Here is a 24,214-nt window from a genome sequence, read left to right as displayed (position 1 = left end):
GTGTTCAAAGCCCTTATTTTCGACGTGGATGGCACACTGGTGGATACGGAACGCCAAGGTCACCGCGTCGCATTCAATCGAGCTTTCGCCGAAGCTCGTTTGAATTGGGTTTGGGACGAAGCCCTGTATGGCGAGTTATTGACTGTTGCTGGCGGCAAGGAGCGCATCCGCCATTTCATAGCCAGTTATCACCCTGAGATCCCCTGCGGCGAGGGCGAACTAAGCCAATTCATCGAGAACCTGCACGCCGCGAAGACGCGCCATTATATCGACCTGCTGAACAGGGAAGGAATTCCGGCTAGGCCGGGTATCATTCGCTTGATCAAGGAAGCCAGGGCCGCAGGATTACGGCTGGCTATCGCGACGACCGCGTCTGCGGAAAACGTCGAAGCCTTGCTGGCGGCGTCTCTCGATACCGACGCACCGGATTGGTTCGAAGTGATCGCTGCAGGCGATATCGTTTCGAACAAGAAACCGGCATCCGATATCTATGAGTACGTGCTGACGAAATTAGGCTTGAAGGCTGAGGATTGCCTTGCATTTGAGGATTCGGAAAACGGCTTGCGAGCGTCGCTCGGAGCTGGCATTCCGACTCTGATTACCGTCAACGACTACACCTCCGGTCAGGATTTTACCGGGGCAGTACTGGTAATAGATCACCTCGGAGAGCCGGAACAGCCTTTGACGTGCCTGAGCGAAGCTCCTTCGGAAGTGTTCAGTCTGGTCGATATTGACGTTCTCAGGCGATTATTTGAACGCTGGACTCGCGAAAAACAATAAAGCAACAATAAACTCGCGGTTCCTTGAGGAGTCCTCCATGTCGAAAAAGCACCCTGTCATTGCCATCACCGGCTCGTCCGGTGCGGGTACGACAACTGTAAAGAAGTCTTTTGAGCACATTTTTTTTCGGCTGGGATTAAAGCCTCTCATGATTGAGGGTGATAGCTTTTATCGATACACCCTCCTCGAAATGCATGAACGAATTACCCAGGCGCAGCAAGAAGGAAAATACTTCAGTCATTTCTCGATTGAGGCCAATATCCTGGACGAGCTGGAAAGGACCTTCAAGATATATGGGGAAACCGGCTCCGCTAAGCGTCGGTACTATATTGGCAGCGAGGAAGAGGGGAAAAAGCACGGCGGCTACCAAGTTGGGACTTTCACACCATGGGAGAAAGCACCTCGTGGGAGCGACCTGATGTTCTACGAGGGGTTGCACGGCGCGGTCAAGACCGAGACCATCGATGTCGCGAAATATACCGATCTGCTCGTCGGCGTCGTTCCCATCGTCAATTTGGAATGGATTCAGAAAATCCATCGGGATAACTCTCTGTTTGGCTACAATCCGGAAGACATCACCGATACCATCCTCAGGCGGATGGAGGATTACGTGAAGGTGATTACGCCGCAGTTTTCTCGTACCGATATCAATTTTCAGCGAGTTCCCTTGGTGGATACTTCAAATCCCTTCATCGCGCGCGATATTCCGACGCCGGATGAAAGCGTTGTGATCATCCGCTTCAGAGATCCAACGAAGTTCGACATCGATTTCGAGTATCTGCTGCAGATGATTCATAAGTCCTTCATGTCCCGACACAATTCTATCGTTATTCCCGGGGGGAAAATGGGCCTGGCGATGGAAATCATATTCCGGCCGATCATGGAGCGTCTGATGGACGAGCGTAAAAAAGCGTAAAGGCTGCTGGAATCTTTCTGGATTTATGTAGCATTGGTATGGCGGACGCTACACGTTAAGGTTTCCATGAATAGGTCTACTTGTCGGTAAGGGGTTACCGACCTACGGCGGCTTTCTCCGGTCTACATGTTTGGCGTGCGTCACGCCGCAGCTGCGATGAAAAACAACTCAATAGGAAAATAAAGCAAGCCGACGGAAGACTGATAGTCCGCGGTCTCGGTTCAACTGTCGGCGCTTCTTCGACCTTGGCTGACGGCAGTCGTCACGACCTGATAAGCATCCTTGATCACTTTCTGCTTTTGCAGTTCGGAATTCAATTCGGCGTCGATATCGGTATTGAGCTGTTTCATGATCGTTTTGGCTATCTCGTCCTTGACAGATTCGAAATAGGTCAGCAAATCCTCTTCCAATTCCTCGAAATAGTTTTTTATGCCGCGGCGCGCGAATTTGTTGATTTGACGTTGTTGCTTGCGTGTGTAATCGAGCAAGCCGATCTTATAGCACTCGAGGGCACGATCGATTTCGTCGGATTGACCTGCAGTCACGGGCGATATCGGCTGGGTTTCCGTAAGGGCTCGGTAAATGCTCGTCAGTTTGTCCACCCCTAAAGCCAGCATTTGCTTGACACCCGCGTCAGGTCCGAGCAGGCGCGCGCTCTTTGCGATTTCCAGGGCGCGGTCGGCATTCTTCTGAACTAATTCCACGATGTCTTCTTTGTTCTGGACGGACTCGTCGGCCTCCTTAGCCATAATGGTACGTCCGAGTTCGTCGATGACACCGCCGTACTCGAACAGGAACACGTCACACATACCCTTCAGCCGGTTAACCATATCGCGGCCGCTCAAACGGTCACTTAGAACCGTAAGCACCTCATCCGGCAGCGCCTCGTTGGAAGAAATCCCGTCTAGCAGGCGCAAGAGATAACGGCGTACGATCTGCTCCTCCAAGAGGTGTTGCAACTGACTGCGGAATGTATGCTGAATGTGAAGGTTTTCCTCGATTTTATGCGGCAGTCGGCTGACGACGCTATGCAGATCCAGGCCTTTGAGCAGTTCGTTCTTCAGCGCTTTGCGATCCAAGGTGTCGATGGCGTTGACGATTTGCTCGCCCAGCTGCTCTCGGTCTTCATCACGCCAGAATACAAATTCCGGCAGTACCTCGGTACGCAGTACCTTGATGTGTTCTTCTACGGTGGTACGAAGGTGCCGCAGGACTTCGTCCTGGCGGCGCGATAATTCGCCGGCGATAAAGGTGCTTTTCATACTGTCATCGCTTTTGTTTTTGTAGTTTTGATACAGCGGTTCCAAGCGTTCCCGCAGTCGCTTGGCCAAATCGACATATTCGCTGCGCGCTTCGTCCAGGAATTCGGCTTTGGCGGTGTGAGCTAAATACTCGAACAGACTGCTGCGGAATGCGGCGAAATTCTTGGCTTCGTCCAGCGACTTGATAAAACCTTCAGCCTCGTTTCGTTCAGGTATTTTGCCGATGGCTTTCTGAAGAGCATCTACATGTTCGCGGATACTGCCGCTCTTTTCCAGCCGGCCTTCCTGAATCAGTTTCAGCAGCAGGTAATTAAGCGCCGATACCCGAAACACACGGTCCTTGGCGATATGAAACCCGTAATGATCGATTTTTTGCGCGAAGTTCGCCAACTCTTCCTTTTTCTGCTGACTGCTCAGCACGTCCCACTGATTGATCGCCCAAAAGGCGCGCTGCAGCACGCGCTTGCGTTGGCTGTGGATTTCGGCCAACAGCTCGATCTCTTCGCCTTCCAGCAGGTGAAACACCTTCATGGCGATGACGAACGCCTTGGCGTCGTTTTCGACGTACGATTTGGTCACCTTGCGGTGGCGAGGATTGACCACGCCTAATCCGGGCAAGTCGACGAGAACGACGTTTTCGGGGATGCTGACATCGGTGAGGAAGACTTCTGCCTGATCTACGAACAGCACGTCCTCGTAATCTTCGGTGACATAGCTCGGCAACTCCGCCAGAGCGATTTCTTTGACCGATCCGTTGAGTTTATTCCAGCCTTCGATCAAGGTTTTCAACTCATCGAAGAATTTTTGCTTGTTGAACGAGCCGAATTGGTTTTTGTACTGTTCGATATCCTTTGCCAATGTGCCCAGCAATTCGCCTTTGCTCAGCTTTCGGTAAGTATCGCTGCTCTTGCGCAACTCCTTGGACAACTCTTCGAGATACAGGTTTTTCAGCTCGTCTCGGGCGCTTTCGTTGAGGTAATGGATAACGGCCCGATTAGCGCGCCCTTTACGGATCAGCGTGGGAATGGCGGTGAAAGACTTGGTTGCCTGGGGCAAGATATCGTCGCCCAGCACGGCGTTGATGATGGTGCTCTTGCCGGCCGAGAATGCACCCAGAAACGCCACCGGAAATTCCGGCGATTTGAGCCGTTCCAACCAAGTGCGCTTGCGGTTGACATAATATTTGAAATCGTCGGTGACTCCTAAATATGGCGCGGCGGCGTCGTAGGCTTCGAACAGGCGTGTGAATGCTTTGACGTAATTGCTGTAATCCGACTCTTTCATCCGTAGGTTTCCTGATTATTTTTAGGTGCCAGCGATATTTTAGGTTTAAGCTGCCGACAGTGGTAAAGGCCGAGCCATAAGACCATGGTCAATTAACGGAATATATTACCATTTATGTTACGCAGACCTTAGCGGCTAAAATCGATCGACTTGCCGCCGCAACGCATTCCGGGAATTTCCGTAAGGTCGTTCCAATGACGGACAAAAAACCCCTGCCTACCACAAGAAGGCGGCTCCAAACGGCGGACGACGAGTTCGGCGTACGGCTTTCCGGATCAACGGACCTGGATCGTGGTCGAAGACGGTTTCAGTGAGAGCATGATTGCATGAGGAAATTCATGGTAAGACGTCTACGCCGGTTTTTCTTAGGAATGCTTCTGATCGGCATATCACCGACATGGGCCGAAGCGGAAACTCTGCGCACCCAGCTGGAAACGTTAGCGGCCGAACACGGATTTGTCGTGCAAGGGCTCGATCGCCTAGGACCCGAATCTGCGCGAAATGCGGCGGGCGACCTGCCGACCCGGCTCAGGATGCTTCTCGAAGATTACAACTACGTCCTCATGAGTGATCGGCCCGGAGCGGTTGACCGGCTGTTGATCACCAGCGCGAAAATGCCGGCGCAAACGCGCGCCTTTAACGCCACCATCAAAACGACGCGGCTCGGCCCCCATCATCAGGTCGAAACGGTGTTGGTAGGACCAAACGGCGTGGCTTTTCCGGTTACTTTGATCGTCGACACCGGAGCCTCGACGCTTGCTTTGCCGGAATCGATGGCAAGCGAACTGGGTTTCGTTCCCGAAGCCCTTCAGCCGGGAGTCAGTCATACCGCGAACGATATTGTGCCGATTAAAGCCGGTATCCTAGAATCGGTTCGGGTGGGACCCGTTTCGGCTGCAGCCGTGCCGGTCGCTTTTTTTCCGGACGACCGTCTCCGCGGTGCGAAGCTTTTGGGAATGAGCTTTTTGAGCCGTTTCCGCGTGACTTTGGACGAAGCAGAGAATGAACTGATTCTGCTTGCGAAATGACCTCTCTTACGCAGGGTATGGAAGACGTCCCGAGATCCAGCCGAACGGCGGTACGAATTACTAATAGTTAAGAAAGTAAAGCCACAAGTGCCCCCTCTCCCTCTGGAAGAGGGGGGTGAGAGCGATTCGAATAGGGCTTTACTTTCTTTACGCACGGTAATCACTTGCTTGGTTCAAGCAACGACCGGCGTGATTAAATGCCATTTGGAAATTCCGCTCATTATCCAGCAACAAGAGGTGCCATTATGAACAGTGACAGTGCGGACATCGGGCTAATAGGATTAGCGGTCATGGGCCAAAACTTGGCGCTGAACATCGCCGATCACGGCTATTCCATCGCAGTCTACAACCGCAGCTCCGAGAAAACAGCGGAGTTCATGACGCGTTGTCGGCAGAAAGAGCCATCCGGCGAGCGCGTCCTGGGCTTTACCGATCTGAAGGAGTTCACCCAAGCCATTCGGCGTCCCCGCAAGATCATTCTACTGGTCAAGGCAGGCGCACCGACCGATCGCACCATCGAAAGCCTGCTGCCTCACCTCGATCCAGGCGACATCATCGTCGACGGCGGCAATGCGCATTGGCTGGACACCATACGCAGAGACAAGGAATTGACCGCAAAGGGATTTCGGTTTATCGGTTCCGGCGTCTCGGGTGGCGAAACCGGCGCGCGGTTCGGACCTTCTCTAATGCCGGGCGGCAGCCCGAGCGCCTGGGCCGAGCTCGAGCCGATCTGGCGCGCCATCGCCGCTAAGGTCGATCCGCAAAGTGGCGTACCTTTGGAAGGCGCCGCGCCCGGAAAACCGGTGGAGGGCGGCGTACCGTGCACTGCGTATATCGGACCGAACGGAGCCGGGCACTACGTCAAAATGGTGCACAACGGCATCGAGTACATCGATATGCAGTTGATCTGCGAAGCTTATTGGCTGATGAAACATCTGCTTGGGCTGGATGCCGGCGCGATCGGGGAGATCTTCCGCGAGTGGAATGGCGGCGAACTGTCCAGCTATCTCATCGAAATTACCGGGGACATCTTGGGACAGAAGGATCCGGCGGGCCCCGGTTTCCTGGTCGACCAGGTGCTGGATGCAGCCGGCCAGAAAGGCACCGGCATGTGGACGGCCGCCAGCGCATTGGAACTGGGCGCACCGGCAAATTCGATCGCCGAAGCCGTATTCGCCCGTGCGTTGTCGGCCCTGAAGGAGGAGCGGGTCGAAGCCAGTCGATTGCTGAAAGGCCCGGATCTTCAGCCGGCGTCCAATTCGGCAGAGATCATCGATGCGGTCCGGCGCGCGCTGTATTGCTCCAAGATTTGCGCCTATGCTCAGGGCTTTCAGTTGCTGTCGGAAGCACAAAAAGCCTACGAGTGGACGCTCGATTTCGGAACCATCGCGCAGCTTTGGCGGGGCGGCTGCATCATCCGCGCGCGCTTCCTGCAAAAGATCACCGACGCCTACACCCGCAATCCGGGCCTGAAGAACCTGATGCTAGACCCCTATTTCAAGGACGTACTGCATGAAGGGCAAAGCCGCTGGCGGCAGACCGTAACCATCGCCATACAGAACGGCATGCCCGTCCCGGCGTTCAGTTCCGCACTGGCTTATTTCGACGGCTACCGGAGCGCCCGGCTCCCCGCCAATTTGTTGCAGGCGCAGCGCGATTATTTTGGCGCTCATACTTACGAGCGGACCGATCAGCCACGAGGCAAGTTCTTTCATCTCGACTGGCCGACGCCCGATCGTCCTCAGATAGAGGTCTAAACGGAATATTTCCGGCTTCTGTTTTCGATTCGGGAGCTCTGGAGCAACCGATACGACCAGCACAACCGACGTGCCATCCGACGGGTTAATGCTGAAATCAAACGGCTGACCGATCCGTCGGCTAACTCTGGTTCGATGGCTCTACAGCATTTTACAGTTTGGGTTAGCAGCCTCCTGGCTGTAGTAGGTCGGGAATCCTTTCCCGACATAGCGGGTCGATAAATGGCTTGGTCGGCAAAGGATTGCCGACCTACGGCTCTAAGTCACCCGTACGCGCGCATTCCGCATGGACGATAGTTGAGTTACGGCTCGAGAGCATCTTGAATTCGGTTAGCCGCATTCTGCGCGGCTTCTATAACCTTCGCCGGGTTTACGCCGAGTATTTTCCCGTTATTCTTCAGCACTTGCCCTCCCACGAAGACCCATTCCACATTTCGAGGTTGGCCGTTGAACACGATTTGGCTAACCCAATCCCCACGTGGGGCAAAATTGAATTTCTCCGGATCTAGGATGATCAAGTCGGCCTGTTTGCCAGGCGTCAACGAGCCCACACGGTCGGACATATCGAGCAGCTTCGCCCCGTCCACGGTGGCCATGCGCAATGCGTCCGAGACCGTTGGATACACGTCGGGTCGAAGCGTCCTGGCGCGCTGCAGTCCTACCGCCGCCCGCATGTTATTGAACATGTCACTGGTGTCGTTCGTTCCCCCGTCCAGGCCGAGACCTACCTGAACGCCGGCTTGCTTTAGCTCCGGAAGGCGAATCACACCCGATGCCAAGCGCATATTACTGATCGGGTTGTGGAGAACGCGCACGTCCTGGGCTGCGAGTATCCCGATTTCCTCGTCGGTGAGGTGGATTGCGTGTGCACCCAGGAGATCCGGGCCGAGGGCGCCCGACTCCGCGAGTACGTCGAACATGTTTTCGTCGCGGTTCTCGATATTTTCCAACAGGTGAACATGGTGTTTTACGCCCAATTCCTTGGCCAGCTTCGCCATCGCTTTAACGTCGTCACGTGATGCCTCAGCCGGGTGGGATGCAACCTGAAAACTCGCCTTGGGATTGGGATCGATCAGGGTCTGCTTGACCAGCTTCATATGGGCGATAACGCCAGGGTCGTCGCGTCCGAAATACGCAAACACGAAACGCAGCCCTGATTCGGTCAGCGCCTGGAGTTCTCCCCGAACGAATTCCGGCGTAAAGGCGTGGGACCATTCGACGGTGGTGGTGACTCCGGTGTCGATCAGGTCCAGCGTACTCAGCCGTACGCCGGCATAGGCCTCCGAGCGCGATACGGTAATTTGCGGGTCGAACAAGGGAAGCACACAGGCATCCAGCCAACCCATGAGGTCCTGGTCTGTGCCGCAGCCCCGAATGAGCGACTGCCACAGATGATTGTGCACATCGACAAAGCCCGGCATGACGATCATCCCGGTGGCGTCCACGACACGCGCCCCGGTACTTCGCAGATGCTTGCCGACCGCCGCGATCTTGTCTTTTTCGATCAGAATATCGGCGTTCTCCACGATCCCCAAATCGCCCGCGCCAACCGAGGAATCCATGGTCAAGATGAGGGAGGCATTTCGAATCAGCGTTTTGGCGGATTCGGCCAAAGACACCGAACAGAAGAGGACTGCCCAAGCGATCAGGAAAAAGGCGATGATCGCCGGACGACAGAGGCGGACGTTTTCGATCATGAATCGATCTCCTGAGCAGAAAAGCGAATCGCGCCGTGATCAGGCTACGCTCGGAAAAAGCGATTGTCACGGTCCAAGCAGGTACTCTCGTCGCTCAGGCATCACTGCCACGACTGCAATGCGCGCAAACATACCCTTGGCTACCCTTCGGATATACCATTGTGAAGTTGATTCTCATCCTGGTTTTGTCCATGTCGTGCGGTTGCGCTCACCGGCAGTTCGTCACCCAACCCTATCCCCGATGGGGGCAGGAGGTATGGCTGTCCAGAAATGACCGCGACAGCCCGTTGCCGATGCGCGTCCAAATGCCGCCACGACCCGCGGTCGCTCCGGCCTGTATCCTGATCGTCCACGGCATGAACGAATACATCGGCCGCTACGACGAGATCGCCGCCTATTTTGCGAGGCGTTTCATCGTGGCGGGTTTCGATCTTTACGCTCACGGCTTGTCCAATCCGAGCCTGTTGGCCGCCGACCGGGCCATTACTGGCGGGGCTTCCGAGTTCGACGTCAGCGATGCCTATTTGGCGCAGGCGAGCTTGCGCAATCTGGAGCCGATGCGGCGAGACTTGGATCAAGTGCTGCGGCGCCTGATCGAGGTCTGCGATCAGCGCGGCAAACCGGGTCTTCCGATTTTTATCCTTTCCCACAGCCTGGGTTCATTGATCTCCGCGTCCTATCTGCTCGAACAAGCGCCGGAGGACGATTTACGATCCCGGATACAAGGCATCGTATTCCTAGGCCCCGCCTTTTCGGTGACCGAGGTTCCGGGCTGGCGAGGCTATTTTCAAACGCCTGTCGTCAAGCTGTCCTTTTACGCCGAGGAGCATTTCCTTCGTTCTCATGGCGAGCCGCTTCCGTTGTTGATCGCCAACCAGGCATTGGCGCTCGCTACCGTCCCTTTGCTGGACGGACTGTTCGAGGTGCTGTCATGGCCGGGCCTGCGGCATATCTTTTCCCCCACGACACCGGGCTGGGTGCCGGATTACTTGAGCGACTGGGAAGAGGAGAGGGCACGCCACCGCGCCGACGGCTATATCATCCGCCGCAGCATCCTGCGTTACGTAAAAGGGGTCGAAGGGGAGATCGTTCGTTTCAGGCGAGAGATGGCGGGGTTTGCCACCCCTTATTTCCTCGTTTATTCCGCCGGCGATCCGATCACGCCGGCCTGGGGCAGTCACGATTTTGCCGGCAAGACCTTCGATAAGCACCCGGATAACCAAATCCTGCCGCTCATCGATAAGGTTCACCACGAACAGCTGTTTTCCGCGCCGCCATTGCGTCACGAACTGCTCAGGAAAATCGAGGGATGGCTGGACCGCCGTCTTAGCTCCATAAACCAAGTTGCCGCCGAGAGAGCGAATAATGCGCGATGATCCCATGAGCGTGTTAAAGAGGCGACTTAGGCCGCCCCGCCTATGTCCGATTTGAAAACGCCGGCTCGCCGCGCAGCGATTTGTTCCCGTAGCGCCCGCTGTCGAATACGGTCTATCGGGAAATTCCACATGATCGGCAGCCCCGACACGATGATCAGGCACGGCAGCCAGCCGTAAATCACCAATAGCCATTTTTTCGCTTCGGGAGCTTGAGCGGGGGCGGACGGCTCGAAACCGAAGGCGGCGGGGAGGGCGGTGCCCAAGAGAACCCCCAGGGCGACGGCCAGTTTGATGGCTATGCCCCATACCGCGAAAAAGAGGCCCGTCCGTTGCCGGCCCGACGCGACGATGTCGTGATCCACCACGTCGGCAGCGATAGAGTTCGCCAACATGAAAATGGAAGCCAAGCTTGCGCCCCTCAATAAGATCAAGGTCACATAGAGCGCCGTATCGCCGCGATCGACCCAGGGAAACCCCACGCTCCACAATCCGATCCAAAACGCGGCGAGAATGATCGCCCGATGTTTGCCGATGCGATTCGCGATACTCATCCAAACCGGCACCATGGCAAGCGAGACGAGGTTTTCGGCGAGAATCATCGTGGCGAAGATGTCGGGGCGGCCGACCACATGGGTCAATACCAGTCGATGCAGCGTGGCTTGAATCAGGACCGCCGTACCCAGCAGCAGCAAGGTAATCAAGGTCCGCATGAAAGCCTGATTGCGCAATACCAGCCGGAGCCCCGCCCAACCGCCGAGGCGTTCGCCCGCCAGTTCCTCGGACGGAAATTCCGGCACTTTGGACAGCGCTACGGTTACCAGCGGCGGCAAACTGACAACGATGATGATGGCGATGACCCGGAGCTGATCGCGGTTTTCCACGTACCCCAGATAATCCAAGACGGACAGCACGCCTAGGAACAATATCTGGCCCAGCGCGCCTAATCCTTCGCGCCAAGCCGCTACATTCGTACGCTCGGTGTAGTCCGTCGAGAGTTCGGCGCCCCATGCCTTGTGGGGCAGATCCACGAGGGTGAAGGCGAAGAAGAGCAGGCTCGCCCAGACAAACAGATAGAGCAGCGAAACCTTGCCGGCCGGTGCGAAGACCATCCAGGCGGACAGCATCAGGAGTGGCGTCCCGATGGCAATCCAGGGTTTGCGGCGGCCCCATCGTGTCTTGAGGCGGTCGCTCAAAATGCCAATGAGGGGATCGCTGACCATATCCAGCGCCCTCGACGCGGCGATCGCCACGCCTACCCCGGCGAGCGGCAAGGCCATGTCGTCGGCATAAAAGGCAGGGACAAAGAGCGCCACCGGCAAGGTCGCCACCGCATGCGTGAGATGCGGCGACGCATAGTACAGCATGATCTTGTGGTGAAGCGGCGGTCTGTCCATGATATTGCGGAAAGACAATAATCCCGGAGTCTACCCGCCTTGCTGACGATTTCAATGCTGGAAAGCGGTCCGGTTTCCAGTGGTCTCTTTAAACCGGGCGGCCGCATTTCATTCGTATGCCGGCACCGCCCGAAAAATCGACGGTGCGCTTCGCCGATCATGCCCAGGAGGAAGTTTTGCGGATTATCGTGATCAGCGATGCCTGGCATCCTCAAATCAATGGCGTCGTCACGACCTTGACGAATACCCGTCGCGCGCTGGAAAAGTCGGGACACACGGTCGAAATCATCACGCCCGATCGGTTTCGAACCTGGCCGTGTCCCGGTTACCCTGCTGTGGGGCTGTCCTTCCTGTGCGGCCCCCGTCTTCGGCCTCTGATCGAAGCCTTCAAGCCGGACGCGATGCATATAGCCACCGAAGGGCCGATCGGCTTCGCGGCTCGCCGTTACTGCCGCGCGAAAGGATTTCCGTATACAACGTCCTACCATAGTCATTTTCACGAATATCTGAAGCTCCGGGCCGGCATACCCTATTGCGTGAGCTGGACGTATCTCCGCTGGTTCCACAGCCGAAGCCATCGGGTCATGGTCGCAACGGAATCTCTCGCGAACGAGTTGGCCTCCAAAGGGTTTCGCAGGCTGGTGCGCTGGTCGCGGGGTGTCGACACAGAACTCTTTCAGCCCTGGGGAAAGGATTTTCTCGGGGACGAGCGCCCGATATTTCTGTACGCCGGCCGTGTCGCCATCGAAAAGAACATCGAGGCCTTTCTCCGCCTTGATCTGCCTGGCACCCGATACGTCGTCGGCGACGGGCCGCAACGAAAAGAGCTGGAAATGAAATATCCCGAGGTCCGCTTCGTGGGCTATCGGACCGGAGAGCAATTAGCCCGCTACATGGCGGCGGCGGACGTCCTGATATTTCCCAGCCGGACCGATACCTTCGGCTTGGTGATGCTGGAGGCGCTCGCCTGCGGCGTTCCGGTCGCGGCCTATCCGTTGCGGGGCACACGGGACGTGATCCGGGACGAGCGCGTGGGTGTCTTGGACAACGATCTCCGGCAGGCTGCCCTTACGGCCTTGTCGCTCGATCCGCAGGAGTGCCGGCGTTACGCGCAGGAATTTTCGTGGGACGCATGTTCCCGACAGTTCGTTGAAAACTTGGTCCCGATGGCGATGAGAGCCGATTGAATTCGGCGCGGCTACGAAGCCATCCCCCACTTTTCGCCGTTTTCAAAAACGCAACGGACTTTTTGTCTCCTTGAGCGTGACACTCGGCACCGTATGGGTCTAACTCATCATTGTTTTCACATGACTGTAACGATGCCTGAAGGGTGCAGATAATTCGCCTGCAATAGCTCGCTGGCGACCGGGGGTGGAACGTCTGTGCCGATGCTCGTTTTGGAAGCTGATTGCACCGCTTACGACAAGGTCTGGCGCACGCGGCTGAAAGCATCGCGCCAGCCAGATAGGCAAAGGATGCATGGATTATGTCTCGCTTAACATGGAGGACAGGATATGACTGCAAACGGCCAAAGGAACATCGCGTTTTCTCTCGGAGGGATAGGCGGCTCAAACGCCCATGGGGCCGGCTTCCTGCACGCCGCCCAAAAGGAAGGGAAAACCCCGACGCAGCTTTCCTGCACGTCCGGCATGATTTACTGGACCTGGCGCTGGCTGGAAGGGCACGACCTCGAACAGGAATTCAAGAACTCGGCCGATGATACCCGTTCGGAGATATGGCGCCAGCTGCCGCCATCCATGCTCCGATCGTGGCTGGCTTATCTGTATGGCGGCGAGGGCGTGTTCCGGCCGGCGATTCCGGAATATTTCACGCGCCTTTTCTCCCGATGGTATCGGACTCCCCCGGAACGGTGGTGCGATCTCTGGTTTCCCGCGCAACTCCTGGTGCCGACACGCTCCGAGGAGATTTATCACCAAATCGCAGAGGCGTTCAACGCCAGCGATATCGCGATTTTCTTCAATAGCTTCAGCCCGCGTTTAGGGACCGAGCACCTTCACATGAACACCGCCGCGTGGGAGGCGTACCGCGCGGTCCAGCAGGAGCGCCGGGAGAAGCGCCCAGACGATGCGCACACGCAGGAGATGCGGAAGAGCGGTGATCTGCCGTCGGTCAAGGCGGAAAAAATCACGCCGCACGCGGTTCGGGATGCGCTCTGGCTCAGCCTTTACGGGTTCGAGCGCGATGGAAAGCCTCAAGAGCGCATCGACGGCGCCTATGCCCGCCAGTTCATTCTGTCGGAGTTGAGCGCCGCCCATGTGATCTATATCCCGCGGCCCCAGCGGTATCAATGGGTGGGCGAGTTGCCGGAAAGCTTTATCGAGGTTCAGGACCTGGAGACGGAGCTTTGGTTCAACGGCGCCTATGCCCAGCAACTCGCCCGCATCGAGTTGGTCAACCGTCTGTTGCGGAACCAACGGCTGAAAGGGCCTTTGGAGGAACAAGGATTCCACGAAATCGAGCTGGTGCCCATCGAGATTCCGGTGCAGCGAGGCTTCTTCAACTACTTCATCGAGGACACGAGCGTCTTCTACCATGCCGTCGAGCAATCGGCTCTGGCCTTGCGGGATTAATCGGCTGCGATCAGGATGATTCTGACGCCTTTCTATCTCACGCTACCGCTTTGCATCGGGCAGCAGGAAAATCACCGTTCCTCGATATGACGGATGTTTCCGTACCGCGGCCAAGGCATCCGGGTCGTAGTCGCCGCGCTCGACGAGGCCAAGTTTAAATGGCACGGACAGCCCTCGGGCGGACAATCGCTCGAAATAGCGTTGATGGTCTTTTATTGGTCCCGTGCCTTGGTACGCCTGGAATACGACTTCATCCACCACGCCTTGCAAGGCGTTTAGATCCTTCAGCTTTCCCTGGCTTGCCCAATCCATCAGGCCCGTTACGCTCAGGCGGTAGCGGGCCGGCAGACGGGCTCTGACCTGCCCGAGCAGTTCGCCGTAACGGTCGAGATTTCGGGTGCGGGCATCGAAATCGATCTGGATTCCCCAGACCTGGTTACGTTTTGCCTCGAATGCGGCGAGATCGCGTTCCACCTGCCGTTGCAGCGGCTCCGGCCATTCCATGGCTTCGAGGCGGTACACCAGAACGACGGGGTGAGGCGATGCGGTTGGGGGAGGGAAGCCTCGGCGCTGGAAGAACGGATCTCCGCCGCGTACCAGAAGCTCGCCCTCGAACAGATAGAGTCTCCCAGCGTCGTCCAGTATCCGCGCAAGATGCACGTTCGGATGCCAGGCCCAGTAGTCAACAGCGGCGCGCGCGCTGCCGAACCACGACGCACAGCCGGCCAGAACGATTGCCGCCCAGGCGCGAAGCCGCCGCCTCACCAATAATATTTCTGCCCCGTGGCCCAAGGCGAATTCTTGTATTGGGTTTTCAGCCGCTTGAACCATGCCGCCCGTTGCGCTTTGGGAATGTCCTGATCGCCGCAATGATTATTGCCCGACGAAGCGAAGCAGGTAGTGGCCCGATGCAGGGCATAGGCCAGGTCGTCATCCGTTCGCGCCAGGCCACGCCGTTCGATGGTTTCGCGGTAATAATCCATGCTGGTGTAGGTCTTCCCGCCGAAGGCATCCTCGGCCGGCGTGGCCGGCAGTCCGTAGTCGCCCGGTTCATGCCAGCGATGGAGATCGAAATCGACGGGATCTGCGTCGGCGATGACCGGAGCAGGGGCATTCCAATTCCAAGTGCGGAGAAAATCCCCCATGCAGTTAAGCCAGCGTCCCGAATCCGGCGTCTTTTGCAGGGCGGCGAGCAGTTCCCTGAACGCGGGACAGGTATAGCCTTCCTTCTCTCCCTCGGATGACAGCGGCGCCAACGTGTCTCCGGCCAATGCGAATTCGGTGGGCGGATAAGCGGCCAATATCAGCTCGGCTGCGGCGAAGTCGCGGTGCCGCACCCATTGGCTGACAAGCCTGAAATAGGCGAGCGATTTTGTATGGGGCGGCAGATCCTCCCGCTTGAGGAGGCTTTCCAATAAGGGCGGTTTGGCCTTGTGAATAAAGTAATCCTGAATTTCGGGGAGGGCGACAGGCGAGTCCTTGGCATAAACGCTGTCCAATCGGCTGGTTTCGTTCCAGGTCAAGGCCAACAACCATTGCGCCTGTATTTTTTGCCCCGGATGTTCGACGGTTTTCAGCGTTTCCAGCCAATGGCTTTCGGCTTCCGGAAATTGCCGCAGCGCCATTAGGGAAAGTCCCCGCAATACCCAGCGGCTGTAGGCCAGGTTCGAAGGCTTTGCCGCGATGCGCTCGGATGCGGTCTGCCGGATCAGCTCCGGATAATTCTTTTCCATCCAAAATGCATGCGCCAAGGCGAGGTAGGACCAGAGCGGTTCGAGCCCGGCGTTGGCGAAGTCGCCCCGATGCGCCGCGAGCATTTCGACATCCACCGGAGGCACCGACGGCTCGCCTTCGTTCTGCGGCCGCCAGGAGGCAAGCGTGCCGAGACTTGCAAGAACCGGCGAAGGCCAGAGGGCATCAACGATGTTCCCCGCCGGATCGGCCTTGCGTTCGGTTTCGTCGATGAAATCCAGGACGGTTTCGCTCGTCGTGCCGTTACCCATCGTCGCCAGCCAGGCTTGATAATCCGCGGCCAGCGCCGCGTTGTCCGCCGCCAGCCAATGAATTTTCCGAAACAAGCCCTTGGCGGATTCGGCATAACGTCCTTTCGGATACGTCTTCAGATAATCGCCGAAGGCGGAGGCCGCCTGGTCCAAAAACGCCTTGTCGATGTTCTCGGCACTCGGTTCGCTCCACATATCGAATCGGATTTGCGCCTGGTTCAAAGCCACCCGTCCCAACATGTAAAGCGAAGCTTCTCGCACCCAGTCCGGCGCGTCGGTCGCGAGGGCCTTGAATTGGGCTAGCGCCGGCTCATATCGGCCGGCGTAGAAGTTCGCCGCCGCTTCGAGATAATGGGCATAGGGCTTGGCCGCCTCCGATACCGGAAGCGGCTGATGACCTTCCATCGCTTTCTCGCACAAGCCTGCAAATCGCAAGCGCTCCTGAGCCAGCAGCATCCCGTCCTGGCCGGGCAGGGTAGCGTTCTTGAGCTCCTTGAGAAACGCCTCGACGGCTTGAACATTGTCGGTCAGGCAGCGCCCATAACCGCTTGCCGCCAAGCGCTGCAAATCGCTCGCAACGCTGTCGCCGCCGACAACACCGAGATCGGCTGCTAGGGAAGTCACGGTGTTTTCAGATTCCGCCGCGGCGGGATTCGCCGGCTCCATGAACTCGCCGTAATGAAACGGCATGGCCTTCGGCCGGTAATGAACGACGCCCTGATCTTCGAGCAATAATCCCAGGTTACCGCGGCTATCGTTGTCGGGCGCAAGAAAATAGGCATTGGGAAACTCGCCGCACCAGAAATCGCACCCATCGCCCGATGCCAGCGCGACGGCGGAAGCGAAAGAGAGTGGAAAAATCAGAAATTTAGCTGACAGCTTCATTCGGCTCATCCTCGAATGATCAGAACGAAACTTCCCCCTAAAATCGCCGCTGTGGCGGGTTGGCTCGTTTTTCATTCTTATTCTCAGGGTTGGGTTTATCGATATTGAAACTTCTATCGACAAATTCTAGGTAAGCCTTCGAAATCTACATACTTTGCGAGCACGGTAGGGCGGGTTAGGCGGCAGCCGTAACCCGCCGTGTATGCCGCGGAAATGCCGATTACGCGAGTGCGCAAATCCTCCCTCTTGGCTAAGACTCCAAAACGGATCGGCATTTAGGTTCCGGATCGAATCGCCTCCAACGATCTCGCCCCGACTCCCAGATCTCGCCACTTCGCCGGATGGCAGGTAAACAGCAGAATCTGGTGCCGCGTCGCGGCATCGAACAGCACGCGTTTCATCTGCGCGAGTCGCTCCTCGTCGCAGTGGACGAGAGCGTCGTCGAGGATGATGAGGGTGGGGCGGCCGGCGTCGCGCAATAGCCCTGCATAGGCGAGCCGGCTGATGATGCCCATCTGTTCGCGCGCGCCGAAGCTCAAGTCCTCGAAGTCGCCGAGTTCCGATCCGTTCGATCCGACGCGCGTCAGCGAGCCGGGCGAGAGGTTTTCGTCGATGTCGAGGCAGGCGGCTGGGAACAGGAGCTGGAGATAGCGGTTGAGGTGTTTTTGCAGTGGGGCCTGAAGCCTCTGGGTCAAGGCGCGGCGCTTGTCGCGCAGCAGTTTCAGCAGGTGGTCCAGCGCGTCGGCGCGGCGGTGCAGTTCTTCGACCCTGCGCTGGATCTGCGCGTGGTCGCGGGCGAGTTCCGCGCGGCGCTCTTCCAGCCCTTGGGCGCCGGTCGTCTGAAGCTCGACTTGTAGGCTCATCAATTGGTCGCGGCGCTCGTTGAAGCGCTTTTCGAGCTGCTCGGCGCTGAGGCGGAAACGCTCGATATCCTGTTTCAGAATATCGGGGCGTGCTTCGGCCAATTGCCGAGTCAATACCTCGATACGGGCGACCAGGGTGGATTGCTCGGCACGGGCGTCGACCAGGTCCCGGTTTGCCGCCGCCACTCGGTCGGGCCGCTGCGGATCGTCTACTACGGCGCGCGCGGCTGCGAGTTCGCGCGTCGCGGTTTCGAACGCCGTCTGCTCTTTGCCGGCGGCGAGCCGCGCTTCGTGCAGGCTGTCGTTGATCCGCGCGAGCGATTGCCGGCCGGATTCCTCGGCGGTTTCCGCCTCGGCGACGGAGGGGAGTTTGGCCGCCTTCGGGGTTTCGGGCGGAAGCTGGCTCAGGGCTTTTTCGATTTCTTGGACGCGCGCTTGCTGGACGGCCAATTCGGTCCGAAGCGGCTCGATACCCTGTGGGGCGAGTGCTTTCAGTGTGGCGTCGGCCGTTTTGATGTCGGCAAGCTGTCGAGTGTGGGTGTGATAACGCGCTTCGGCGGCTTCCAGCGAGGGCAAGCCGAGCCGCTGCAGCAGGGTTTCGTGTCTATCGGCGAGTTCTTTCGCTTCGGCGCGAAGCTGGGACAGGTCGGAGCCGCCGGGCGCGATTTCGAGTTGGCCCAGCCCCGGCAGCGTGAGGGGGGTCGTTTCGAGCAGCAGTCTTTCGCCCTTGCTGGTGACCGATTCGGCGCCGATTCCGATGCTACGGCCGTCTTCGATCGCGAAGCGCAGCCGTGTCGCAGCCGTGTCGAGCCGGATTTGCGTTTCGCGAATCTGCCGGTGTTGATCCCGCAGCAACTCGAGATCTTTAAGCTTGATCTCGGTGACGGCGGCTTGCCGTTTCAATTCGACCACGGCGGCCTGCTCCGTCTCGGCTCTTGCGAGTGCCTCGGCGGCGTTTTTCAGCTTCAGCCGGCCGGCGTCAAGCTCCCGTGTCAGGCTGAGCCGGGTATCCGCCTGACGGGCAAGGCGCAGCGTCTCGCGAGCCGCCTCGTGGCGCTGTTCCGCTTCGGCACGCTTCGACTGCCATTCCTCGACGAGCGCGGTTGCTCCTTCCAGCCTTTGCCGGATGGATTCGCGTTCTGCCTCGCGTGTTTCGAGCTCCTTCTCCTGCCGCCCGAAGGTTTCCAGTTGACCGTGCAGCAGCCTGATCCGCTCGTCGACCTGGGTCGCGCGCAATTTCTCGGTGGCTAAGGTTTCTTCGACGCGCCCGATAGCCTCCAGCTTTTCGGCCGCGGCTCGTTCCTGTTCGCGAAAGCCGATCCAGGGCTTTTCGGCTTCGTCGGCGGCGTGTTCGCGGCGCAGGGCAGCGAGCGTATCGACTTTCTGGCGATAAGCGGCGATTTCCGAGTCGAGTTCACGAATGGCGTTCGCCAGTGCAGCCTCCTGATCGAGCGCCTCGGCATACACTCCCCGCGGCTTGCCGGCCGAAGGAGTCAGCAACTCGTTGCGGGCGGCTTCGACCGTCGCCAGAACCGAATCGCCGCCGCTGCTGGCTATCTCTCCCAGCGATGCGTTCAGAGCAGTACGAAGGTGGTCTATCGCATGCGTCACCGAGTCCCGAATGTCGTGCCCGGCTCCCTGCTGGATCCACAACAACCCCGGAATGCCCCAGTGCTCGGAACCGCTGGCGCCCCGGCCGGCGTAGCGAAAACCCAGGAGTTCCGCGAGATGGTCTTCGGCCTCGGCACTGTCCAGCCGCTGCGTGCCGATCTGCAGCTCGCAGCGCTTCTTGCCGAGAAAACTCTTGAGGAGCCTGTAATGAGTATCCCCGATGGCGAACTCCAGTTCGACGGTGGGGGATGCCGATGTATCGCCCCAGGGACGCAGGTCGTCGACGCTGCCGGAACGATGCCGTTCAAAGAACGCAGCGCGGATGGCCGAGACGATCGTGCTCTTGCCGGCTTCGTTCGGTCCGGTGAACAAATTTAGCCCCGGTTCGAGGTCCTTGATCTCGATCGGTTGCCGGAACTTCTTGAACTGTTCGATACGGATGCGGGAAAGTCTCACAAGGAACCTCCGGCTTTCGCGTGCTGAGCATCGAGGATGCCCGCCAGCAGGGCCAGCGCTTCCCGTGCGACTTCCGCGTCCGCTCCGTCCTGGCTTGCGCGGAGCTCGGCGATGACTTCGCCCAGATAGCCGTCCGCTTTCAAGGCGTCGATGTCCTCCGCGGTCGGTTCGAGACGTAAAGCGGACAAATCGGCCAAGAGGCTCCGAGCGTTGCCGCGGGCTTGCTCGATAGCCACGCAAAGACGCCGGTATCCGTCGAGATCGGTTTGTCCGGACAGTTCAAGCTGCACGACGTCCGCCGGTCCGAAAGCCGAAATTTTCGGCAACGCTAGCTCGACATCGCTCGGCACCTGAAGCGCTAGCGCTTCCGAATGCCAGCGGTATTGGCCAGTCGCGACCGGCGTCACCGTCGGCACTGCACGCGGTTCCGACAGTTCGACCAGCAGCGCCCGGCCGGATTCGTTGGATCTGAAGCGATCGGTTTCCGGCGTGCCGCTGTACCAGGTGCGCGGATCGATCTGTTTCGTGCCGTGCCAGTCTCCGAGCGCGAGGTAATCGAGGCGCGCCTGCTCGGCACGTTCAGGGGCGATCGGGTTGGGCGAATCGATGTCTTCCGGCAGGATGCCCTGAACGCTGCCGTGGGCCAGTCCGACCCTCAGCATGCCGACGGACGTCTCGGCCCCGGCGAACCATTCGGTCAGGTCGGTATGGGTATGGCGCTGGGTCAGCGGTGCCGGCAGCACGGCGACGCCGATCGATTCGAGCAGAACGGGCTCCGGCTGCAGGCAGACGGTCACATTTGCGGGAATGGCCTTGAGGCGGAGCGCGCGGGTCCAGACGGATTCGGCGAGCGCCGAATCGTGGTTCCCCGGAAGCAAGATCCACGGCCCTTCGAAACCCGCCATCGAATGGAAGAGCCGGTGGATGGTCTTGTCTGCGACGCCCTGCGCATCGAAAACATCCCCCGCGACCAGCATGAGGTCGACTCGGTTTTCGGTTGCCAAGCTCGCGAGTCTTTCGACGGCCTTGAATCGAGCTTCCGCGAGAAGAGCGGCATCGTCGGGCTCGAACTGTCCGAACAGCTTGCCGATCTGCCAGTCGGCGGTGTGCAGTAGCTTGATCAAACGGATGTCCCCGGTTGTAAAGGGTTATTGACGATCGACGAATAGTTTAACGTGAATAACCGATTGACAAGCTCGGTTATCTTCAAGTAAAAACCTCACAAAACACATGGAATTAAAAAGCCTGGGCAAGGACCGCCGGCGAGTGACGGCGCACACTCTTTGGAAACGAATCGCGCCGAACCATGCGTCAACGATGCTTGAGCCATGCCCGCGGGCGCTCGAGCGTCTGATCAGGCCGCTCATTTCCGCAATCCGTCGATCCACACGAACAAAAATATCAGGGGGAGTGGATGGTGAATTCCGAAAGCTTTTACGATGTCATGCGCCGGCAGGGCATCAGTCGCCGCAGTTTTCTGAAATACTGCGGGCTGACCGCGTCGGCTCTGGCCCTGGGGCCGCAGTTCGTCGGCCAGATCGTCCACGCGATGGAAAACAAGCCGCGCACGCCGGTCCTGTGGCTACACGGCCTGGAATGCACCTGCTGTTCCGAATCCTTCATCCGCTCGGCGCATCCGCTGGCCAAGGACGTGGTGCTGTCGATGCTCTCGCTGGACTACGACGACACGCTGATGGTATCCGCCGGCCATCAGGCCGAGGCGATACTCGAAGAGACCATCCGCAAGTACAAGGGCCGCTACATCCTCGCGGTGGAGGGGAATCCGCCGCTGAACGAGGACGGCATGTTCTGCATCATCGGCGGCAAGCCTTTCGTCGAGCAGTTGCGTTACGCCGCCAAGGATTGCCTCGCGGTGATCGCCTGGGGCTCCTGCGCCTCCTGGGGCTGCGTCCAGGCCGCCAAGCCGAATCCCACACAGGCCACTCCGGTGCACAAGGTGATCACCGACAAACCGGTGATCAAGGTGCCGGGCTGTCCGCCCATCGCCGAGGTCATGACCGCCGTCGTCACCTACATGCTGACCTTCGACAAACTCCCGGACCTGGACGCCCAGGGACGTCCCAAGATGTTCTACGGTCAGCGCATCCACGACAAATGCTATCGGCGCCCGCACTTCGACGCCGGACAGTTCGTCGAGACCTGGGATGACGAGGCCGCGCGCAAGGGTTACTGTCTCTACAAAATGGGCTGCAAGGGACCGACCACGTATAACGCCTGCTCCACGGTGCGCTGGAACGGCGGCGTGTCGTTCCCGATCCAGTCGGGCCACGGCTGCATCGGCTGTTCCGAGGACGGGTTCTGGGACAAAGGGCCTTTCTACCACCGCGTGACCGGTTTGAACGCCTTCGGCATCGAGTCGAATGCCGACACCGTGGGGTTGATCGCGGCCGGTGCGGTCGGTACGGCGATCGCGGGCCACGCCGCCGTCTCCGTCGGCAAGCACGTGAAAGGCAAAGAATCCGAAAACGATAAGAACGAGCGAGAACACGTATGACGGTCACTCAAACGCCGAACGGCTTCAAGCTGGACGACAGCGGCAAGCGCATCGTTGTCGATCCGGTCACCCGTATCGAAGGCCATATGCGCTGCGAGGTCAACCTGGACGAAAACAACGTGATCCGCAACGCGGTGTCCAGCGGCACCATGTGGCGCGGCCTGGAAGTAATCCTGAAGGGCAGGGACCCGCGCGACGCCTGGGCCTTCACCGAGCGGATCTGCGGCGTCTGCACCGGCACCCATGCACTGACGTCGGTGCGCGCGGTCGAGGATGCCCTTGGAATCAGCATTCCGGAGAACGCCAACTCGATCCGCAACATCATGCAGCTAACCCTGCAGGTTCACGACCATCTGGTGCATTTCTACCATTTGCACGCGCTGGACTGGGTGGACGTGGTCAGCGCGCTGAAAGCCGACCCGAAGGCAACTTCGGAACTCGCGCAGAGCATTTCGCCGTGGGCGAAGTCCTCGCCGGGGTATTTCCACGATATCGCCACGCGGCTGAAGAAGTTCGTCGAGAGCGGCCAGCTCGGACCGTTCGCGAACGGCTATTGGGGCAATCCGGCCTACAAACTGCCGCCGGAAGCCAATTTGATGGCCGTTGCGCATTACCTCGAAGCGCTCGATTTCCAGAAGGAAATCGTCAAGATTCACACCGTTTACGGCGGCAAGAACCCGCATCCGAACTGGCTGGTGGGCGGCGTACCGTGCGCGATCAACGTGGACGACATCGGGGCGGTCGGCGGGATCAACATGGAACGTTTGAACCTGGTCTCGTCCATCATCGACCAGACCATCGAGTTCATCGAGCAGGTTTACCTACCCGATTTGCAGGCCATCGCGTCCTTCTACAAGGATTGGCTCTACGGCGGCGGCCTGTCGTCGACCAATGTGCTAGCCTACGGCGATATCCCGGAAAAGGCCAACGACCCATCCGCCGACAATCTGCGCTTGCCGCGCGGAGCCATCATCAACGGCAATCTGAAGGAGATTCACGAGGTCGATCTGAGAGATCCGGCCCAGATCCAGGAGTTCGTGACGCATTCCTGGTATCGCTATCCGGACGACGAAATCGGTCTGCATCCCTTCGACGGCGTGACTGAACCGAACTTCGTGCTCGGTCGCAACACCAAGGGCACCCGCACCAACATCGAAAACCTGGACGAGAGTGCCAAATACTCGTGGATCAAGGCGCCTCGCTGGCGCGGCCACGCCATGGAGGTCGGCCCGTTGGCCCGCTATATCGTCGGCTACGCAAAGGGAATGCCGGAAATCAAGGAACCGGTCGACAAGTTGCTGCGCGACCTCGGTCTGCCGCTGGACGCGTTGTTCTCGACCCTGGGCCGTACCGCCGCGCGAGGACTGGAAGCTCAGTATTGCGCAAGGCTGATGCGGCATTTCCAGGACAAGTTGATGAGGAACATCAAGGCCGGTGACCTGAGCACCGCCAACGTTGCCAAATGGGAGCCGAAAACCTGGCCCGCCGAGGCCCGTGGCGTCGGCACCACCGAGGCGCCGCGCGGGGCCTTGGGACATTGGGTGAAAGTCAAAGACGGGAAGATCGAAAATTATCAGTGCATCGTGCCGACCACCTGGAACGGTTCCCCGCGCGATCCGGCCGGCAATATCGGCGCATTCGAAGCCGCGTTGATGAACACACAGGTCGAAAAGGCGGAAGAACCCCTGGAAATCCTGCGTACCCTGCACAGTTTCGATCCCTGTCTGGCCTGTTCGACCCATGTCATGGACCGGGACGGGCAGGAACTGACACGAATCCGTGTTCGATAGCGTACG

Annotated in this window: 16 protein-coding genes; 9 read left to right on the top strand and 7 right to left on the bottom strand. The window is 58.6% G+C overall.

Features of this window, described 5'->3' with window-relative positions; all coding sequences use genetic code 11:
* Together JOD69_RS12665 and JOD69_RS12660 are read left to right on the top strand one after the other, a co-directional pair.
* Entirely contained in the window at positions 1 to 780 is a 780-nt protein-coding gene (locus JOD69_RS12665) for an HAD-IA family hydrolase (protein WP_086133944.1), read from the top strand.
* Positions 781 to 817: 37 nt separating this feature from the next.
* Positions 818 to 1,696, top strand: coding sequence for a phosphoribulokinase (locus JOD69_RS12660; protein WP_086133945.1), 879 nt, complete (start codon positions 818 to 820; stop codon positions 1,694 to 1,696).
* 221 nt (positions 1,697 to 1,917) lie between these two features.
* On the opposite strand, the gene JOD69_RS12655 is transcribed toward JOD69_RS12660, so the two are convergent.
* Positions 1,918 to 4,242 carry a dynamin family protein gene (locus JOD69_RS12655; protein WP_077731058.1) on the bottom strand — a complete coding sequence of 775 codons (2,325 nt, stop codon included), beginning with the start codon at positions 4,240 to 4,242 and terminating at the stop codon, positions 1,918 to 1,920.
* 338 nt (positions 4,243 to 4,580) lie between these two features.
* Here JOD69_RS12655 and JOD69_RS12650 point away from each other — a divergent pair, with 338 nt between their 5' ends.
* Together JOD69_RS12650 and gndA are read left to right on the top strand one after the other, a co-directional pair.
* On the top strand, positions 4,581 to 5,270 hold the full coding sequence (locus JOD69_RS12650) for a retropepsin-like aspartic protease (protein ID WP_077731059.1): 690 nt from the start codon (positions 4,581 to 4,583) through the stop codon (positions 5,268 to 5,270).
* A 245-nt stretch (positions 5,271 to 5,515) separates the two neighbouring features.
* Entirely contained in the window at positions 5,516 to 7,027 is a 1,512-nt protein-coding gene (gene gndA, locus JOD69_RS12645; protein ID WP_086133947.1) for an NADP-dependent phosphogluconate dehydrogenase, read from the top strand.
* A 302-nt stretch (positions 7,028 to 7,329) separates the two neighbouring features.
* On the opposite strand, the gene JOD69_RS12640 is transcribed toward gndA, so the two are convergent.
* Entirely contained in the window at positions 7,330 to 8,724 is a 1,395-nt protein-coding gene (locus JOD69_RS12640) for an amidohydrolase family protein (protein WP_205781028.1), read from the bottom strand.
* Positions 8,725 to 8,885: 161 nt separating this feature from the next.
* Here JOD69_RS12640 and JOD69_RS12635 point away from each other — a divergent pair, with 161 nt between their 5' ends.
* Positions 8,886 to 10,100 carry an alpha/beta fold hydrolase gene (locus JOD69_RS12635; RefSeq protein ID WP_240506921.1) on the top strand — a complete coding sequence of 405 codons (1,215 nt, stop codon included), beginning with the start codon at positions 8,886 to 8,888 and terminating at the stop codon, positions 10,098 to 10,100.
* Positions 10,101 to 10,126: 26 nt separating this feature from the next.
* On the opposite strand, the gene JOD69_RS12630 is transcribed toward JOD69_RS12635, so the two are convergent.
* Entirely contained in the window at positions 10,127 to 11,494 is a 1,368-nt protein-coding gene (locus JOD69_RS12630; protein ID WP_086133948.1) for an MFS transporter, read from the bottom strand.
* 116 nt (positions 11,495 to 11,610) lie between these two features.
* On the opposite strand from JOD69_RS12630, the gene JOD69_RS12625 reads away from it, so the two are divergent.
* Both JOD69_RS12625 and JOD69_RS12620 read left to right on the top strand, forming a co-directional pair.
* Complete coding sequence (locus JOD69_RS12625; RefSeq protein WP_240506924.1) at positions 11,611 to 12,681, top strand: glycosyltransferase family 1 protein; 1,071 nt, start codon at positions 11,611 to 11,613, stop codon at positions 12,679 to 12,681.
* 327 nt (positions 12,682 to 13,008) lie between these two features.
* A complete protein-coding gene (locus JOD69_RS12620) occupies positions 13,009 to 14,085 on the top strand; it encodes a hypothetical protein (protein WP_086133949.1) in 1,077 nt (358 codons plus the stop codon).
* Between the two features lie 42 nt (positions 14,086 to 14,127).
* Here JOD69_RS12620 and JOD69_RS25070 read toward each other — a convergent pair whose 3' ends face one another.
* The 4 genes from JOD69_RS25070 to JOD69_RS12600 all read right to left on the bottom strand — a co-directional run bounded on the left by JOD69_RS25070 (position 14,128) and on the right by JOD69_RS12600 (position 21,027).
* Positions 14,128 to 14,850: a DUF3142 domain-containing protein gene (locus tag JOD69_RS25070; protein WP_168183789.1), complete on the bottom strand. Its 723-nt coding sequence runs from the start codon at positions 14,848 to 14,850 to the stop codon at positions 14,128 to 14,130.
* Positions 14,847 to 16,973 carry a hypothetical protein gene (locus JOD69_RS12610; protein WP_086133951.1) on the bottom strand — a complete coding sequence of 709 codons (2,127 nt, stop codon included), beginning with the start codon at positions 16,971 to 16,973 and terminating at the stop codon, positions 14,847 to 14,849. The genes JOD69_RS25070 and JOD69_RS12610 overlap by 4 nt, the downstream gene beginning before the upstream one ends.
* 275 nt (positions 16,974 to 17,248) lie before the next feature.
* Complete coding sequence (locus JOD69_RS12605) at positions 17,249 to 19,903, bottom strand: AAA family ATPase (RefSeq protein WP_077732685.1); 2,655 nt, start codon at positions 19,901 to 19,903, stop codon at positions 17,249 to 17,251.
* On the bottom strand, positions 19,900 to 21,027 hold the full coding sequence (locus tag JOD69_RS12600; RefSeq protein WP_077732684.1) for a DNA repair exonuclease: 1,128 nt from the start codon (positions 21,025 to 21,027) through the stop codon (positions 19,900 to 19,902). Before JOD69_RS12600 ends, JOD69_RS12605 begins: the two co-directional genes overlap by 4 nt.
* Positions 21,028 to 21,317: 290 nt before the next feature.
* Here JOD69_RS12600 and JOD69_RS12595 point away from each other — a divergent pair, with 290 nt between their 5' ends.
* Entirely contained in the window at positions 21,318 to 22,418 is a 1,101-nt protein-coding gene (locus JOD69_RS12595) for a hydrogenase small subunit (RefSeq protein ID WP_086133952.1), read from the top strand.
* Complete coding sequence (locus JOD69_RS12590; protein WP_086133953.1) at positions 22,415 to 24,208, top strand: nickel-dependent hydrogenase large subunit; 1,794 nt, start codon at positions 22,415 to 22,417, stop codon at positions 24,206 to 24,208. The genes JOD69_RS12595 and JOD69_RS12590 overlap by 4 nt, the downstream gene beginning before the upstream one ends.
* Positions 24,209 to 24,214: the final 6 nt, after the last annotated feature.

It is taken from the genome of Methylocaldum sp. RMAD-M, from assembly GCF_017832375.1.
Classification (GTDB): Bacteria; Pseudomonadota; Gammaproteobacteria; order Methylococcales; family Methylococcaceae; genus Methylocaldum.
The sequence above is the reverse complement of the archived record's forward strand: the minus strand, read 5'-3'. Positions and strand labels throughout refer to the sequence as shown.

What these genes read in the sequence shown, in the direction of transcription:
- JOD69_RS12640 (WP_205781028.1), bottom strand. Translation starts at nt 8,724, where the DNA reads ATGATCGAAAACGTCCGCCTCTGTCGTCCGGCGATCATCGCCTTTTTC.
- JOD69_RS12630 (WP_086133948.1), bottom strand. Translation starts at nt 11,494, where the DNA reads ATGGACAGACCGCCGCTTCACCACAAGATCATGCTGTACTATGCGTCG.
- JOD69_RS12650 (WP_077731059.1), top strand. Translation starts at nt 4,581, where the DNA reads ATGGTAAGACGTCTACGCCGGTTTTTCTTAGGAATGCTTCTGATCGGC.
- JOD69_RS12595 (WP_086133952.1), top strand. Translation starts at nt 21,318, where the DNA reads ATGGTGAATTCCGAAAGCTTTTACGATGTCATGCGCCGGCAGGGCATC.
- JOD69_RS12620 (WP_086133949.1), top strand. Translation starts at nt 13,009, where the DNA reads ATGACTGCAAACGGCCAAAGGAACATCGCGTTTTCTCTCGGAGGGATA.
- JOD69_RS12655 (WP_077731058.1), bottom strand. Translation starts at nt 4,242, where the DNA reads ATGAAAGAGTCGGATTACAGCAATTACGTCAAAGCATTCACACGCCTG.
- JOD69_RS12660 (WP_086133945.1), top strand. Translation starts at nt 818, where the DNA reads ATGTCGAAAAAGCACCCTGTCATTGCCATCACCGGCTCGTCCGGTGCG.
- JOD69_RS12590 (WP_086133953.1), top strand. Translation starts at nt 22,415, where the DNA reads ATGACGGTCACTCAAACGCCGAACGGCTTCAAGCTGGACGACAGCGGC.
- JOD69_RS12610 (WP_086133951.1), bottom strand. Translation starts at nt 16,973, where the DNA reads ATGAAGCTGTCAGCTAAATTTCTGATTTTTCCACTCTCTTTCGCTTCC.
- JOD69_RS12625 (WP_240506924.1), top strand. Translation starts at nt 11,611, where the DNA reads ATGCCGGCACCGCCCGAAAAATCGACGGTGCGCTTCGCCGATCATGCC.
- gndA (WP_086133947.1), top strand. Translation starts at nt 5,516, where the DNA reads ATGAACAGTGACAGTGCGGACATCGGGCTAATAGGATTAGCGGTCATG.